Here is a 16291-nt window from a genome sequence, read left to right as displayed (position 1 = left end):
CTCAGGCGGCGAGTCGGGAAATGTCGGCGACGCAATTCATCTGCTGATGCAGCGCGCCGAGCAATGCCAAACGGTTGGCGCGCAACGCCGGATCTTCGGCGTTGACCATCACGTCGTTGAAGAACGTGTCGACCGGTTCGCGCAACGCGGCGAGCGCGGTGAGTGCGCCCGTATAGTCGCGTGCGGCGAGTTGCGTCTGCACGCGCGGTGCAACCTGTTCGAGTTGCGCGTACAAGGCTTTTTCGGCCGCTTCGGTCAGCAGTGCAACCTGCACGCCGCCGGTCACCGAACCTTCCGATTTCTTCAGGATGTTCGAAATGCGCTTGTTGGCCGCCGCGAGCGATGCGGCTTCCGGCAGCGCTGCGAATTCGCGCACTGCATCCAGGCGCGCGACGATGTCGTCGAGGCGCGTCGGGTTCAGCGCCAGCACCGCGTCGATTTCACCCGGCGCGTAGCCGCGTTCGCGCAGCAGACCGCGCAGTCGGTCCATGCTGAATTCGTAGATCGCCTGCGTCGAATCGGCGACGCCCGGCACGGCGGCGAATTGCGCGTAAGCGGTGCGCAGCAGTTCGATCAGATCGACCGGCAATTGCTTCTCGACCAGAATCCGCAGCACGCCGAGCGCATGACGGCGCAGCGCGAACGGGTCTTTCTCGCCGGTGGGTTGCAGGCCGATGCCCCAGATGCCGACCAGCGTTTCGAGCTTGTCGGCGAGCGCGACAACGGTGCCGGTTGCCGTGGCCGGCAACGCATCGCCGGAGAAACGCGGCTGATAATGTTCTGAGCAGGCCAGCGCGACTTCTTCCGGCTCGCCGTCATGGCGCGCGTAGTACGTGCCCATCGTGCCTTGCAGCTCGGGGAATTCGCCGACCATGTCGGTGATCAGGTCGGCCTTGGCCAGACGTGCAGCGCGCTTGGCGAGCGCGACATCAGCGCCGATCAGCGAGGCAATTGCACCCGCCAGCGCTTCGACGCGCTCGACGCGTTGCAGCGCCGAACCCAGCTTGTTGTGATACACGACGTTCGCGAGCAGCGGCACGCGCTCGGCGAGCGGCTTCTTCTTGTCCTGCTCGAAGAAGAACTTGGCATCGGCCAGACGCGGACGCACCACACGTTCGTTGCCTTCGACGATATCGCCCGGCGTCTTCGTTTCGATGTTCGACACGATCAGGAAGCGCGAGCGCAGCTTGCCGTTCGCATCCGTCAACGCAAAGTATTTCTGGTTCGTCTGCATCGTCAGGATCAGGCATTCCTGCGGCACTTGCAGGAATTCGTCCTCGAAACGGCAGGCGTAGACCACCGGCCATTCGACCAGCGAATTCACTTCATCCAGCAGCGATTCCGGCATCACGACCTGATCGCCGTCGGCTTGTGCGAGCAGGTGCGTGCGGATGGTTTCCTTGCGGTCGGCGAAATTCGCGACCACGCGGCCCTTGTGCATCAGCGTGTCGGCGTACGCATCCGCGTGCTGGATCTGCACGAGGCCTTCGGACAGGAAACGGTGGCCGAGCGTGGTGTCGTCGGCATCGACGCCCAGTGCCGTGACCGGCACGACCTGTTCGCCGTGCAACGTGGTCAGACGATGGACAGGACGAACGAACTGCACATTAGTGCCGTCCGGGCGCTGATACGTCATCACCTTCGGGATCGGCAGCTTGGCGAGCGTTTCGTCGAGCGCGGCTTGCAGGCCTTCGGCGAGCGTGGCGCCCGGCGCGGCGTAGCGCAGGAAGAAGGCTTCGGCCTTACCGTCCTGCGCGCGCTCAAGGTCGTTCACCGAAAAATCGGGGAAGCCGAGCGCGGCCAGTTTCTTCGCGAGCGGCGCGGTGGGCTGGCCGTCTTTATCGAGCGCGACGGAAACCGGCAGCACTTTTTCGCGCACGTGTTTTTCCGGCGCGACCGAACGCACGTTCTTGATCGTGACGGCAAGGCGGCGCGGCGTGGCGTAACGTTCGAACGACAGTTCGCCTTCGACCAGATCGCGGGCCGCGAGGCGCTGCGCAATGCCTTCGGCGAAGGCGTCGCCGAGACGCGCGAGCGCTTTCGGCGGCAGTTCTTCGGTCAGCAGTTCGACGAGCAGGGTAGCTTGATGGGGTTGAGTCATTTCTTGGTGTTCTCGTCTCGTCAGTCCGGATCGATCTTGCGTTCGATTTTCAGCGGCGGTGCCCATGCGGGCATGGCGGCATCCTGTTCGTCGGTGGTCAGGCCGGGCACGCCGTGCACCGGATTGCCGAGCATCGGGAAACCGAGCTTCTCGCGCGAGTCGTAGTAAGCCTGTGCGACCAGACGCGACAGCGCGCGAATCCGGCCGATGTAGGCCGCACGTTCCGTGACGGAGATCGCCCCGCGAGCATCCAGCAGGTTGAACGTGTGGCCGGCCTTCAGCACCAGTTCATAAGCGGGCAGTGCGATCTGCGCGTCGATCATGCGCTTGGCTTCCGCTTCGTAGCTGTTGAAGAACGTGAACAGCAGATCGACGTTCGCATGCTCGAAGTTGTAAGTGGACTGTTCGACTTCGTTCTGGTGGTACACGTCGCCGTAAGTCAGGCGACGCAGTTCCGGGCCGTTCGGGCCTTGCTCTTCCCACTCGGTCCAGACCAGGTCGTAGACGTTCTCGACCTTCTGCAGATACATCGCGAGACGTTCGAGACCGTAAGTGATTTCGCCCAGCACCGGCTTGCAATCCAGACCGCCGACCTGCTGGAAGTAAGTGAACTGGGTGACTTCCATGCCGTTCAGCCACACTTCCCAGCCGAGACCCCAGGCGCCGAGCGTGGGATTTTCCCAGTCGTCTTCGACGAAGCGCACGTCGTTCTGCTTCAGGTCGAAACCGAGGGCTTCGAGCGAGCCGAGGTACAGGTCGAGGATGTTTTCCGGCGCCGGCTTCAGCACGACCTGATACTGGTAGTAATGCTGCAGGCGGTTCGGGTTCTCGCCGTAGCGGCCGTCTTTCGGGCGGCGCGACGGCTGCACATAGGCGGCTCGCCACGGCTCCGGACCGATTGCGCGCAGGAAAGTATGGACGTGGGACGTGCCCGCGCCGACTTCCATGTCGATCGGCTGGAGCAACGCGCAACCCTGCTTATCCCAGTAGGACTGCAGTGTCAGGATGATTTGCTGAAACGTGAGCATGAAGTGCCTTTCGGGCATAGGGCCGCGCCGCAAACGCCGGAGCGCGCGAGCTGGCCGTGGAGCGAAGTGCTAAACCGTAGATTTTAACGGAAAGGGAGGGGGGTGTCCGTTTTGCGGGGTCGGACGGGGACCGAAGTGTTCGCCAAACGGAAAAAGGCCGCTTCGGGCGGCCGATGGTCGTTCGTTTTGTCGGGACCTGTGCCGTCCGCTAACTGCCCAAACTCATCAACGCATGGGTGGCGGAATCCGTCACTTCGACGAACCCGTCGATCTCCATCTCCAGTTCCCGCGGAAGCGCCAGCATATTGCAGGACACCACGCGACCGTAGATATTCTCCGAGCGTCCAAAGAAATTGCCCGGATTAAACAAAAGCGGCAAGTGCCACCACAACCGGTATTCCTTCGACCACAACCACTCGATCAAAGCCTGTGACTGATCGAGCCGGTCGTTTTCCACATAAATCACCGGTCGCGAGCGGGCAATCGTTTCCTCAGCCCCTAGCAGCGCGTTCAACTCGAACCCTTCCACGTCGAGCTTCAGCAATCCCACGGTATGTGAGCGCAGTGCATCGTCCAGCCGCACGCACGGAACCGGGAGCGTATTCGCCGCAGCCTCGGTCTGCATCGACACGCCTCCGAAGTTGCCCAGCGCATCGTAGTCCGGCTGCGCGAAATACAGCGTCCCCGCAGTCGCCCCGCACGCATACGGCCACGCGAGCACGTTGCGCACACCATTGGCCGCGAGATTCGCACAGAGGTTCTGAAAGATCACCGGCTGAGGCTCGAACGCGACGAGCACCTGGTGACGCGCCTGCGCCTCACGCGCCAGCATGATCGTGTGCACGCCGATATTCGCGCCGACTTCCACGACGATCCCCGGCTGCACCAGCAACTGCCGCAACACGGCAGATTCGAGTTCGCTGCATTCACCGTATTCAATGAGCGCGCGGCCTAGATAGAAGTCGTTCGGATTGGCGAGCATCCAGCCGTGGCGGGTCTGGACGAGTTGCGTGTGTTCGCCGAGCGGCAGCGGAGCAGATGGGGATGTAAGCATGAACATTAAGCGGGTGCAGAAGACCCTGCCAATGTACGACCCGCCGCCGCAGTTGTATATAAGACGGGTTCCTAAGGATTCTTATTTTTCTGCAAAAACTCGCCGTCTAAATCTAAGACTTAGGCGGCGACCGGTTCACAAACCAATCGCCGCCATAACTGCCTTACGTCGCGGCCAGTTCAACTTTCGGCGCAAACGAATCGCTTTGCGCCATCGGCCAATATTTCTCGTACAACGTGTAGCGATAGTTGCCGTTCAGCAGATCGTTCGGATCGAGATACTTCAACAGATCGGACATCAACCGCACCTCATGCGACGACACGCGCCGCACGATGTGATGCGCGCGCAGTTCCGCCGGGTGCTTGAGCCCCGCCGCCTGAATGATTTCCTTCAGCGCATGCAGCGTGTTGTGATGGAAGTTGAACACGCGATCAGCCTTGTCCGGCACCACCAGTGCACGCTGACGCACCGGATCCTGCGTCGCGACGCCCGTCGGGCAGCGGCCGGTGTGGCAGGTCTGCGCCTGAATGCAGCCGACCGCGAACATGAAGCCACGCGCCGCGTTGACCCAATCCGCGCCGATCGCCAGCGTCTTCGTGATATCGAATGCGGTAATCATCTTGCCGCTCGCACCGATGCGGATGCGCTGACGCAAGCCGATGCCGACCAGCGTGTTGTGCACCAGCAGCAGGCCTTCCTGCAGCGGCACGCCGACGTGATCGGTGAACTCCAGCGGCGCTGCGCCCGTGCCGCCTTCCGCACCGTCGACCACGATGAAGTCCGGCAGAATCCCCGTCTCCAGCATCGCCTTCGCAATGCCGAAAAATTCCCACGGATGCCCGATGCACAGCTTGAACCCGGTCGGCTTGCCACCGGACAGCGTGCGCAAGCGGTCGACGAATTCGAGCAGGCCGCGCGGCGACGAAAATTCGGAATGGGTGGCGGGCGAGATGCAATCGCGGCCCATCGGCACGCCGCGCGTCTCGGCAATTTCGGGCGTGATCTTCGCGGCCGGCAGCACGCCGCCGTGACCGGGCTTCGCGCCTTGCGAGAGCTTCACCTCGATCATTTTCACTTGCGGCTCGGCGGCCTGCTTCGCGAACTTCTCCGCGCTGAAGGTACCGTCGTCGTTACGGCAGCCGAAGTAGCCCGAGGCGATTTCCCAGATGATGTCGCCGCCATGCTCGCGGTGGTATTTCGACATTGAGCCTTCGCCGGTGTCGTGCGCGAAGTTGCCTTTCTTCGCGCCGAGGTTCAGCGCCATGATCGCGTTCGCCGACAGCGAGCCGAAGCTCATCGCGGAGACGTTGAAGATCGACATCGAGTAGGGCTGTGCACGGTCGGGTCCGACGACGATGCGGAAGTCGTGGTTATCGAGCGTGGTCGGCGCGAGCGAGTGGCTGATCCATTCGTGCGCGACGGCTTTGACGTCGAGCTCGGTGCCGTACGGGCGGCTGTCCACGTCGTTCTTCGCGCGCTGATAGACGATGCTGCGTTGCGCGCGCGAGAACGGTTTCTCGTCGGTATCGTCCTCGACGAAATACTGGCGGATTTCCGGGCGGATGAATTCAAACAGGAAACGGAAGTGGCCCCACAGCGGATAGTTACGCAGAATTGCGTGATGCTGCTGCGTCAGATCGAACAGGCCGAGCGCGACGAGCGCCACCGGCACGATGATCCAGAACCACGAAATGTGATTCGTCACGGCAAACAGGGCGCAGATGGCGAACAGCACGACTGCGCACCACATCGCCAGATAACGTCGAGAAAACATGGGGACTCCAGTGCAGTGAGGATCGTCGCGGAGGGATCGTCAACGCTGTCGGCGCAAACGGAGTCTGCCGCGAGGGGAACGAACACCTGTTTGTTATGGTGAAGCTAGCTGCGGCTTGAAGGTGAAACGTATTGGTGAAGCGTGAAGTCTGAAGCTTGAAGATGAGGCATGCAGGTAAAGCACGTGCGGCGTCGCCAAAGCGTTGCCGCACGATCGAACTCATGGTTCAACGGGCGGTGAGCAATGCTGCCTGTTGTGGCTGGCGCGCCGTTGGCTGCCCGGTTACCGCGTGTTCGATGATGCCGCCGCCGAGACATACGTCGCCATCGTAGAGCACCGCAGATTGCCCCGGTGTGACAGCCCATTGCGCGGCGTCGAAATTCAGCTCGAAGAGGCCTTCGCCGGCACCTGCCGCGCTGAAGGAGCACGGTGCGTCCGCTTGCCGGTAACGGGTTTTCGCGCCGCAAGCGAAACCGTCGGCCGGCGGCTCGCCCGCGACCCAGCTCGTATTGCCCGCGGAGAGCGTATGGCTCAGCAGCCACGGATGGTCGTGGCCTTGCGCGACATACAGCGTGTTCGACGCAATATCCTTCCCGGCTACGAACCACGGTTCGCCGCTGCCTTCCTTGCTGCCGCCGAGGCCGATGCCCTTGCGCTGCCCGAAGGTGTAGAACGCGAGGCCGATGTGTTCGCCGACCACTTTGCCGTCGGTAGTTTTCATCGGACCGGGTTTGGTCGGCAGATAGCGGTTCAGGAAGTCGCGGAACGGCCGTTCGCCGATGAAGCAGATGCCAGTCGAATCTTTCTTCTTCGCATTCGGCAGCGCGATCTGTTCGGCGATCTCGCGGACTTTGGTTTTCGGAATCTCGCCCAACGGAAACAGTGTTTTCGACAATTGCGCCTGATTCAGCCGATGCAGGAAGTAAGACTGGTCTTTCGTATGATCGAAGGCCTTCAGCAGTTCGAAGCGCCCGTTGTTCTCGCGCACGCGAGCATAGTGGCCGGTCGCGATGGTTTCCGCGCCGAGCGACATGGCGTGATCGAGGAAGGCCTTGAACTTGATTTCGGCGTTGCACAGCACGTCCGGATTCGGCGTGCGGCCGGCCGAATATTCGCGCAGGAATTCGGCGAACACGCGGTCTTTGTATTCGGCGGCGAAGTTGACCGCTTCGACGTCGATGCCGATCAGGTCCGCCACCGAGACGACGTCGATCCAGTCCTGCCGCGTCGAGCAGTACTCGCTGTCGTCATCGTCTTCCCAGTTTTTCATGAACAGGCCGACTACGTCGTAGCCCTGTTCCTTCAGCAGCCATGCGGTAACCGACGAATCGACGCCGCCCGACATGCCTACTACGACTTTCTGCTTGCTCATAAGGTGCTCACTGGGTACTGCGTGACTTCGTTGATCGTGGGTTGACCGTGTTGCCCTGTCGTCTGCCTCGCCGCTTGTGACGGACCAGGCCCGTTTGCGACGGGTTATGTACGGCTATTTACGCCTGTTTGCGCCCGACCGAATGCGTGTGCACGAAGTCGAGCGGGAAACGCCGTCCCGCGAGGTAATCGTCGAGACATTGCATGACAAGCGGCGTGCGATGCCGTTCGGGGCAGGCACGCAATTCGTCGGCGCTCATCCACAGCGTGCGGACGATGTCGGGATCGAGCGCGCGCCCGGTATCCGCTGTTCCGCTCGTGCCGCAATAGGTGAAGCGCAGATACGTCACGCCCTCACCGCCGGGCCGCTCGAAATGCGTCATATACATGCCGACCAGCGCCTCGGGCGTGAACGGATGCGCGGTTTCCTCGAGCGTTTCGCGGATGACCGCTTCCAGAAGCGTTTCGCCCGCTTCCAGATGGCCGGCGGGCTGATTCAGGCGCAGGCCGTCGGCGGTATGTTCCTCGACCACGAGAAAACGCCCGTCACGCTCGACGATGGCCGCAACGGTGACGTGCGGCAGCCAGGTTTCCGGTTTCATGGGTGCGCATTTTACCGTTTATGGGCCTGGGCTGCCCGGAAGCGAGCGGACGGCTGCGAGGGCCGCCCAGCCGCAGCCGGTGAGCCACCTCGGTCGCCGGGCACCCCCGGATTGTCCCCGATTTCTGCGCACCCCCAGGTTTCGGTTAAAGTGACGCCGTTAGCCGTTGCACTTGCAAGCCGGCGTGCCTCGTCGGCAGCTCTGTCGTAAAACAGGAAGTCGAGGAGGAGAAAAGATGCACATCGGAGTGCCAGCCGAGACGCGCGCGCACGAAACCCGCGTCGCCGCGACGCCCGAAACGGTCAAGAAGTATGTGACCCAGGGCCACCGGGTCACGATCCAGAGCGGCGCCGGCGCCGGCGCAAGCTTTCCTGACGAAGCTTTTACAGCCGCCGGCGCGGAAATCGTCGACGCGGCTACTGCTTTTGGGGCTGATCTGGTCCTCAAGGTCCAGTCGCCGACCGATGCCGAGTTGCCGCTTCTGAAGCGCGGCGCGACGCTGGTCGGCATGCTCGATCCGTTTAATACCGAAAACTCATCAAAGCTGGCGGCCGCGGGCGTCACCGCGTTCGCGCTCGAAGCCGCCCCGCGTACCACGCGGGCGCAGAGTCTTGACGTGCTGTCGTCGCAGGCGAACATCGCGGGGTACAAGGCGGTGTTGCTGGCCGCCACGCTTTATCCGCGTTTTATGCCGATGTTGATGACGGCAGCCGGCACCGTGAAGGCGGCCCGCGTGCTGATTCTCGGCGCGGGTGTGGCGGGTTTGCAGGCGATTGCGACCGCCAAGCGCCTGGGCGCCGTGATCGAAGCCTCGGACGTACGTCCGGCGGTGAAAGAGCAGATCGAATCGCTCGGCGCCAAATTCCTGGATGTCCCGTACGAAACCGATGAGGAGCGTGAAGCCGCGCAGGGCGTCGGTGGCTACGCGCGGCCGATGCCGCCTTCGTGGCTCACGCGCCAGTCGGCACTGGTCCACGAGCGCGCGAAACAGGCGGACGTGGTGATCTCAACCGCCCTGATTCCGGGCCGCGCTGCGCCGACGCTGATTTCGGTGGAAACCGTGCAGGCGATGAAACCCGGCTCCGTGCTGGTGGACCTCGCGGCAGGACGCGGCGCCGAGTACGAAGGCCGTCGTGGCGGCAACTGCCCGCTCACCGAAGCGGACCAGGTCGTCACCCGCAACGGCGTGCAGATCGTCGGCTATACGAATCTGGCCTCGATGGTCCCCGCCGACGCGTCGTCCTTATACGCACGCAACCTGCTCGACTTCCTGAAGCTGATCATCACCAAGGAAGGCGCCCTGAACATCGATCTCGCAGACGACATCGTCGCGGCCACGCTGCTGGCCCGTGGCGGCGAAGTCACGCGCAAGGCATAGGAGAACGGCGATGGAAGTCATCAACCACACCGTCATCAACCTGATCATCTTCGTGCTGGCGATCTACGTCGGCTACCACGTCGTCTGGAACGTCACGCCCGCGCTGCACACGCCGCTGATGGCCGTGACCAACGCGATTTCGGCGATCGTGATCGTCGGCGCGATGCTCGCGGCAGGCCTCACCGTGGGCGACACCGGCAAGTTCTTCGGCACGCTCGCAGTCGCGCTTGCGGCGGTAAACGTGTTCGGCGGATTTCTGGTGACAAGGCGAATGCTGGAGATGTTCAGGAAGAAAGAGCCGAAGAAGCTGATCGCTGACAAGACGGCCAAGGAGAACGCGTAATGAGTCTGAACGTCGTCACGCTGCTTTATCTGGTTGCGTCGGTCTGTTTCATTCAGGCGCTCAAGGGGCTGTCGAATCCGAAGACGGCGCGCACCGGCAATACCTTCGGCATGGTCGGGATGGCGATTGCGATCCTCACCACCATCGCACTGATCGTCAAACAGGCGAATGCGCTCGGCTCGAATCTCGGGTTAGGGCTCGGCCTGTTGCTGGTCGCGCTCGTGATCGGCGGTGCGATCGGCGCGTTCGTCGCGGCGCGCGTCGAGATGACCAAGATGCCGGAACTGGTCGCGGCGATGCACTCGCTGATCGGTCTTGCGGCCGTGTGTATTGCGTATGCGGTGGTGTCGGAGCCGTCGGCCTTCGGTCTGGTCGATCCGGACAATCCGATTCCTGGCTTCCTGCCGTACGGCAATCGCGTCGAGCTGTTCATCGGCACGTTCGTCGGCGCGATTACGTTCTCCGGTTCGGTGATCGCGTTCGGCAAGCTGTCGGGCAAGTACAAGTTCCGACTGTTCCAGGGCGCACCGGTCGTCTATGCAGGGCAGCATCTGATCAACCTGCTGCTCGCGATCGCAATGCTCGGCTTCGGCGTGATCTTCTTCCTCACGCAATCCTGGCTGCCGTTCATCATCATGACGATCATCGCCTTCGTGCTCGGCGTGCTGATCATCATTCCGATTGGCGGCGCGGATATGCCGGTGGTCGTGTCGATGCTGAACTCGTACTCGGGCTGGGCGGCGGCGGGCATCGGCTTCTCGCTGAACAATCCGATGCTGATCATCGCGGGTTCGCTGGTGGGTTCGTCGGGTGCGATCCTGTCGTACATCATGTGCCGGGCGATGAACCGTTCGTTCTTCAACGTGATTCTCGGCGGCTTCGGTAACGAGGCGGGAGCGGCGGTGGCAGGTGGGTCGGCGGAGCAGCGTCCGGTGAAATCCGGTTCGGCTGACGACGCTTCGTTCATGCTCGGCAACGCTGAAACCGTGGTGATCGTGCCGGGTTATGGGCTGGCGGTGGCGCGTGCGCAGCATGCGTTAAAGGAGCTGACCGACAAGCTGGTCGAGAAGGGCATCGAGGTGAAGTACGCGATTCACCCGGTGGCCGGGCGCATGCCGGGCCACATGAACGTGCTGCTCGCCGAAGCCGAAGTGCCGTACGACATGGTCTACGAAATGGACGATATCAACGGCGAGTTCGGTCAGGTCGACGTGGTGCTGGTGCTCGGTGCGAACGACGTGGTGAATCCGGCCGCGAAGAACGATCCGAAGTCGCCGATCGCGGGCATGCCGATCATCGAGGCGTACAAGGCGCGCACGGTCATCGTGAACAAGCGTTCGATGGCAGCGGGTTACGCCGGCCTCGACAACGACCTGTTCTACATGGACAAGACGATGATGGTGTTCGGCGATGCGAAGAAGGTGATTGAGGATATGGTGAAGGCGGTGGAATAACACGCTACTGTGCCAGGCGGCCTGCCTCGCGGCGGGCCGCAAACCGCATCTACATCTTCACCGCGGCTTCGCATTCACATGCCGCAGCCAATCCGCCAGGCGTCGTCCTTCCTGATCCGGATACGATTCGAGTACCGCAAGATCCCGGATCCTCTCCAACCCGAAATTGCGGAAGTCACCGCGCAATTCGCACCAGGCGCCAAGCGTCCAGCGCGCACCCCAATAGGCTAGCGACAGCGGCCAAACGCGCCGCTCGGTCTCTGCGCTATTCGCGTCGGTATAGGCAAAACTCACCACCTGACGTCCATCGATCGCCCGATGCAGCACGTCCACCTTCGCTGAAAACTCCGCCTTGATATGAAACGACGGCGCGAAGATCGCCAGACGTTCGATCGTTGCGCGCTTGTCGGCGGGCATGGCCGAGGCAATCTTCGCCAACGCCCCGCGTGCGCCGTTCGCGAAGCCGGCGCCGCCCCACGATTCGAGCATCCGTGCGCCTGCTGCTAGCGCGGCCAGTTCATCGACGGTGAAGGTGAGTGGCGGCAGGCTCGCCGCGCGGCTCAACCGGTAGCCGATGCCCGCTTCGCCTTCGATTGGCACGCCTGACAGTTGCAGATCGCGCACGTCGCGATAGACCGTGCGCAGCGAGATATGCAGCCAGTCGGCGAGTTGTTGTGCGGTGGTCAGACGCCGTCCGCGCAACAGTTCGGCGATCTGGAACAGACGGTCGGCGCGGCGCGTCATCGTGGGCGTCTTGTAGAAAAGGACAGGAACAGTCCCGCGATGATAGCGCCGCATGCCGCGCTCCGGTCGGCGTTCTGCGCGGTGCCTGCTGGCCGCCGCGCTTGTGCGCCGGGTCGGGTGTTAGCCGTTGGTCAGCGAATGCAGGCCGAGGCGGTTGCCCTCTGTGTCGGTGAAGAACGCGATGTAGCCGATGTCCTGCGGCAGCTTGATCACCGGACCATCGGTCTTGCCGCCGGCCTTTTCGATACGCGCGAGGGTGGCGTCGACGGTCGGCTGGGCGTTCAGATAGACGAGCACGCCGTCGTCGGAGGGTGTCATCGACGGGCTATGGATGATCGCGCCGCCGGTAGCCGGTTCCTCGTAGCCGAAGATGGCGATCGGCTGGCCGCCGATTTCCTGACGATTCAGTTTGACGTCGAGCCCGGCTTCGTAAAAGCGAACAGCGCGCTCGAAATCGACGGACGGAATCTCAAACCATGCAACAACTTTGGATGATGCGGACATGACACTCTCCTTGGGATGGCGGTAAGCCGTGCAGATCGCCGGATGGCGTGAGAAGGAGTGTGCTTGGGGGCTACTGACAGCGTAGTGTCAGTAGGGAGTGGCGAGCGTAGCAAAAGGACGTGGCGGAAGACGAGCGCGCAGGGGGCCTCGGCGTCAATGGCGGGATGCTGTGACGGGCGCGAACAGAGGGGCGTATAAGTCGGGGTGGCAGCAGGCGCGGCCCAACACCAGCCGATCGCCGAACTACCGGCGAAAAAAAACCGCGGACCAGAATCCGCGGTTCTTTCAATGCTGCTCTGCTCCGGCTTACGCTGCCGGCGTGTCGTTGTTCTGCGGCCGCTGGCGAACGCTGCCCGCGATCAGATCGAAGCGGAACAACCGGCATTCGAGCGCGCCGTTGAAGAGCGGCGTCTTGGTCGATTCACGCAGACGCATTTGGCCCGGCAGCTTGCGATCCGACGTCAGGATGAACGCATGCCAGCCGGTGAAGCGCTGCTTCAGTGCATCGCCGAGCGACTGGAAAAACTCGCTGTCCGGTGCTTCTTCCTGGGCGCGGTGGAAACTGTCGTCGTCACGGCCTTCGCGCGTGGCGCGGCCTTCGCGGATTTCACCGCGTGCGTTGCGGCCACGCACTTCGATCCGCTCGCCATACGGCGGATTCGCAACGAGGATGCCAGGCTCAGCCGACGGCGCCGTCATACCGCGCGCATCGACCTGTTTGAGCGGAATCGACGGCAGACCGGCGCGCTGGAAGTTCGCACGCGCCTTGTCGAGCATGTCGCCGGAAATATCGCTGCCGAAGATCTGCAGATCGGCGCGCGAGGTACGCGCGGCGTGCTTGGCGTCGAGCGCGGCGGCCTTCAGCGGTTGCCAGGTCTTGGCGTCGAATTGCTTGAGCCTCTCGAAGCCGAAGCGACGTTCCGCACCCGGCGCGATATTGAGCGCCACTTGCGCGGCTTCCGCGAGGAAGGTGCCGCTGCCGCACATCGGGTCGTATAGCGGCGTGCCGGCGGTCCAGCCGGTCAGACGCAGGATGCCCGCCGCGAGGTTCTCGCGCAGCGGCGCCGCGCCCTTGTCCAGCCGCCAGCCGCGCTTGAAGAGCGGATCGCCGGAGGTGTCGAGGTAGAGCGTGCATTCGGTGGCGGTGAGGAACGCGAACACGCGCACGTCGGGCGCGGCGGTGTCGATGTTCGGCCGCGCGCCGCTGACTTCACGCAGACGGTCGCAGATCGCGTCCTTGACACGCAGCGTCGTGAATTCGAGGCTGCGCAGCGGCGACTTGATGGCGGTGACATCCACGCGCAGCGTTTCGTTTGCCGAGAACCATTGTTCCCAGCGTTGTTCGAGCGCGAGCGCGTAAATATCCTGTTCGCTGCGATACGGCCGATGCGCGATTTTCAGCAGCACGCGGCTCGCGAGGCGCGAGTGCAGGTTGGCGGCCATGCCGGCTGCCCAGCCGCCGCGGAAATGCACGCCGCCGGGCACTTGCGCGCCGGCCGTGAACGGCGCGCCGTTCAGGTGCTTCGCGGCAATTTCGGCGAGCTCGGCGGCGAGCGAGGCTTCGAGGCCGCGCGGACAGGGAAGGAAGAAATCGAAGGACATTGAGGTTGCCGGAAGGCGTTAGATAAGGCGCTATTGTACGCGGTCGGGGTGGCGGGCCAGGCGGGGCTGTTCCCGGCCACCCTGCGCGGACCTCTATTTGCTCTGAGGCGCCGCTTTGGCCGGCCATACCAGCTCCAGCGGATGCCTGAACACCCGCTGCCAGATCGCGCCGCGCAGCGAGCGCACCGCATTGCGCCGCAAGTCGCGCGATTTCACCGCCATGTAGAAGGCGAGCGCGAAACTCACGGCCACGTTGAGGATCGCCATGCTGCCGACGCCCGCGACCGCCCACCACAGCTCCGGCAACTTCAACGCGTCCTTGCCGAGCACGCCGAGCGCGATGCCGATCGAGCCGGCGCTCAGTGTCACGTGGCGCACCTCGAAAGTGAAGGCGAAGGCGGTGAGAATCGCCGGCACGAGTCCGAGCATCAGGCCGAGCGTGATATTGCCTACGACGCCCGCCACATTCGAGCGGCAGAACGCGGCGAGCCGGGCGGTGCCGGCCGCGCCGAGCGTCATGCGCAGACGCCGGTTGTAGGCGAGCGCATCTGCCACGCGATGCAGGACGAACCAGTTGTCCGCCCAACCTGACAGCAAACTCGACGACCACAGCAGCACGCCGGTCAGCGCGGCGTAGAACGGCGTCGGTCCCAAGAGCGAGAACGAGTGCAGTGTGGCGTGAGCCTTCTCAGGCGAAATGATGTTGGCGTTGAAGAGCGCATGCCACACCCATTGCACGCCGAAGCACACCGGAAACACCAGCATCACGTTGCCGAGCACCGCGGCTGCCTGAGTGCGCATCAACGCGGTCACTGAACTCACGAAACTGTCGACGCCAGCCGGCGTACCGACGCCGTCCAATTCGCGGGCGAGGGTGGGCGCGGTCATCGCCGGTTGTTTGGTGGCGAGCGAGAAGTGCAGGAAGTGCATCAGCAGGAAGCTGGCCGCGTAGTTGATGCCGGCGAGCAAGCCTTCGAACATCGCTTGCAGATGCGCGCCGGTGATGGCGAATTTCACGCAGACCGTGACCACAGTCACGAGCCCACCGCCGGCTGCCATGCGCAGCATCTTCAGGTATTCCGCGCGATCGCGGGCGATGTAGTGTTCGCCGGTATCGGCGCTGTATTCGACGACCTTGCGCGCCAGCAACGAGAAATTGCTGCGTACGAGGTGCGCCACGCTCTGGCTCGCGTGATTCGCGTCCACCAGTTCGGCGGTGAGACGCGCGCCGGCATGCGGATCGTCCTGCGCCATCCAGGCGTTCAGGAGGTGCTCCGCGCGCACGATGCGCATGCGCATCCGTTCGACCTGGAACACGATATCAACGCTGACGCCGTTGCGATAGAGATGGGCGAAGACGTTGTCGGTGGCGCTGCGGCATTCGTCGAGCAGCAGGCGCAGATAGTTGACCTCATGCAGCAGCTTCTCCTGCGGCGCGCCATCGCTGACGGCCTGATGGGCCGCTTCGACGGCGAGCATGACGCGCGTGAGCCGGTAGAACGGCTGCTTTTCCATGGCGACGCGCACGCCGCCGGCATCGCCGGCGTCGACTTCACCGAGACGGCTGCGGACGGTTTGCGACAGACCGGTCGAGCTGATCTGACAGGTGAGGTTGTGCAGGGCGGCCAGCAGGTCGAGCGAGAACGGGGTGGTGTCGCGTAGTTCGCTGTCGTCCTGTTCGTAATCGAAGAGCGCGCGGATGCGGGTGAGCAGATCGGTGGGCAGATTGGCGATCCATTCGGCGTCGCGTTCCTGGCTGAACATCAGGGTGACGATTGCTCGCAGATCGCGGCGGTTTGGTGCGGGCGGGATCAGGGAGGCTTCGAGGCGCTCGAAGAGGGCGCCGAAGAAGCCTGAGTGCACGGGCATGCCTGCATCGCAGAGGAGCGAGAGGCCGTCGCTTTCGCGTAGGAGTGCGCGGAGGATCCCGGCGACGTTGCTCTTCCAGGCTGGATTGCGGTCCAGCACGTTGAGCATGTAGCGGATTCTTGTGTGTGCTGGGGAAGGGCTGGCGGTGCCTGGTTGTTCGGGGTGGACTGCGCGGCCGCGGTGGATCCAGTGGGCGAGTTCGATTAGCCATTCGCTACGGTCTGGATATCGTGCCGTCTTGTCGGCGATCGCTAGCAGCGCGTCTAGCTGGTGGCCGCTGTCGCGGGAGGCGCGCCATTTTTTTACTAGGGTTTTGAATGAAGTGAGCATCTCTTGGGGTTTTTTTGCCTGCGGCGCTTGTTGTTCGTGTTCTTGGGGCTTTGGCCTTTCCTTGCATTGTTAGTGGTTTATTAGCGTTCCCCCTGTGCGGGGGGGCACCTACTTTTCTTTGCCGCCGCAAAGAAAAG

Annotated in this window: 13 protein-coding genes; 3 read left to right on the top strand and 10 right to left on the bottom strand. The window is 63.1% G+C overall.

Annotated features, from left to right (window positions below; genetic code table 11):
- Window position 1: 1 nt before the first annotated feature.
- The 6 genes from glyS to KHO33_RS23950 all read right to left on the bottom strand — a co-directional run bounded on the left by glyS (window position 2) and on the right by KHO33_RS23950 (window position 7930).
- Window positions 2-2101 carry a glycine--tRNA ligase subunit beta gene (gene glyS / locus KHO33_RS23975; protein ID WP_200563845.1) on the bottom strand — a complete coding sequence of 700 codons (2100 nt, stop codon included), beginning with the start codon at window positions 2099-2101 and terminating at the stop codon, window positions 2-4.
- Window positions 2102-2121: 20 nt separating this feature from the next.
- Window positions 2122-3129 (bottom strand): glycine--tRNA ligase subunit alpha, encoded by a 1008-nt coding sequence (gene glyQ, locus KHO33_RS23970; RefSeq protein ID WP_200563843.1) that lies wholly within the window; start codon window positions 3127-3129, stop codon window positions 2122-2124.
- Window positions 3130-3337: 208 nt separating this feature from the next.
- The gene (locus KHO33_RS23965) at window positions 3338-4183 is read right to left on the bottom strand and encodes an FkbM family methyltransferase (RefSeq protein ID WP_234475190.1); all 846 of its coding nucleotides are present in this window, start codon (window positions 4181-4183) and stop codon (window positions 3338-3340) included.
- Between the two features lie 163 nt (window positions 4184-4346).
- On the bottom strand, window positions 4347-5957 hold the full coding sequence (locus tag KHO33_RS23960; RefSeq protein ID WP_054037729.1) for an FMN-binding glutamate synthase family protein: 1611 nt from the start codon (window positions 5955-5957) through the stop codon (window positions 4347-4349).
- Between the two features lie 226 nt (window positions 5958-6183).
- Entirely contained in the window at window positions 6184-7329 is a 1146-nt protein-coding gene (gene mnmA, locus KHO33_RS23955) for a tRNA 2-thiouridine(34) synthase MnmA (RefSeq protein ID WP_054037731.1), read from the bottom strand.
- A 118-nt stretch (window positions 7330-7447) separates the two neighbouring features.
- Entirely contained in the window at window positions 7448-7930 is a 483-nt protein-coding gene (locus KHO33_RS23950; protein WP_200563840.1) for an NUDIX hydrolase, read from the bottom strand.
- 235 nt (window positions 7931-8165) lie between these two features.
- Here KHO33_RS23950 and KHO33_RS23945 point away from each other — a divergent pair, with 235 nt between their 5' ends.
- From KHO33_RS23945 to KHO33_RS23935, 3 genes are read left to right on the top strand one after another with little or no spacing between them, the layout of a single operon-like run.
- The gene (locus KHO33_RS23945) at window positions 8166-9308 is read left to right on the top strand and encodes a Re/Si-specific NAD(P)(+) transhydrogenase subunit alpha (RefSeq protein ID WP_200563838.1); all 1143 of its coding nucleotides are present in this window, start codon (window positions 8166-8168) and stop codon (window positions 9306-9308) included.
- Between the two features lie 10 nt (window positions 9309-9318).
- The gene (locus KHO33_RS23940; protein ID WP_028198874.1) at window positions 9319-9651 is read left to right on the top strand and encodes an NAD(P) transhydrogenase subunit alpha; all 333 of its coding nucleotides are present in this window, start codon (window positions 9319-9321) and stop codon (window positions 9649-9651) included.
- The gene (locus KHO33_RS23935) at window positions 9651-11105 is read left to right on the top strand and encodes an NAD(P)(+) transhydrogenase (Re/Si-specific) subunit beta (RefSeq protein ID WP_200563836.1); all 1455 of its coding nucleotides are present in this window, start codon (window positions 9651-9653) and stop codon (window positions 11103-11105) included. Before KHO33_RS23940 ends, KHO33_RS23935 begins: the two co-directional genes overlap by 1 nt.
- A gap of 57 nt (window positions 11106-11162) precedes the next feature.
- Here the strand turns inward: KHO33_RS23935 and KHO33_RS23930 are convergent, their stop codons facing one another.
- The 4 genes from KHO33_RS23930 to KHO33_RS23915 form a co-directional block, all read right to left on the bottom strand.
- Complete coding sequence (locus KHO33_RS23930; RefSeq protein ID WP_200563833.1) at window positions 11163-11903, bottom strand: helix-turn-helix transcriptional regulator; 741 nt, start codon at window positions 11901-11903, stop codon at window positions 11163-11165.
- Window positions 11904-11969: 66 nt separating this feature from the next.
- Window positions 11970-12353, bottom strand: a complete 384-nt coding sequence (locus KHO33_RS23925) for a VOC family protein (protein ID WP_054037738.1) — start codon at window positions 12351-12353, stop codon at window positions 11970-11972.
- Window positions 12354-12659: 306 nt separating this feature from the next.
- On the bottom strand, window positions 12660-13955 hold the full coding sequence (locus KHO33_RS23920; RefSeq protein ID WP_200563832.1) for a THUMP domain-containing class I SAM-dependent RNA methyltransferase: 1296 nt from the start codon (window positions 13953-13955) through the stop codon (window positions 12660-12662).
- Window positions 13956-14048: 93 nt separating this feature from the next.
- A complete protein-coding gene (locus tag KHO33_RS23915; protein WP_200563830.1) occupies window positions 14049-16154 on the bottom strand; it encodes a site-specific recombinase in 2106 nt (701 codons plus the stop codon).
- Window positions 16155-16291: the final 137 nt, after the last annotated feature.

The organism is Paraburkholderia nemoris, assembly GCF_905221015.1.
GTDB classification, from domain to species: Bacteria; Pseudomonadota; Gammaproteobacteria; order Burkholderiales; family Burkholderiaceae; genus Paraburkholderia; species Paraburkholderia nemoris.
The sequence above is the reverse complement of the archived record's forward strand: the minus strand, read 5'-3'. Positions and strand labels throughout refer to the sequence as shown.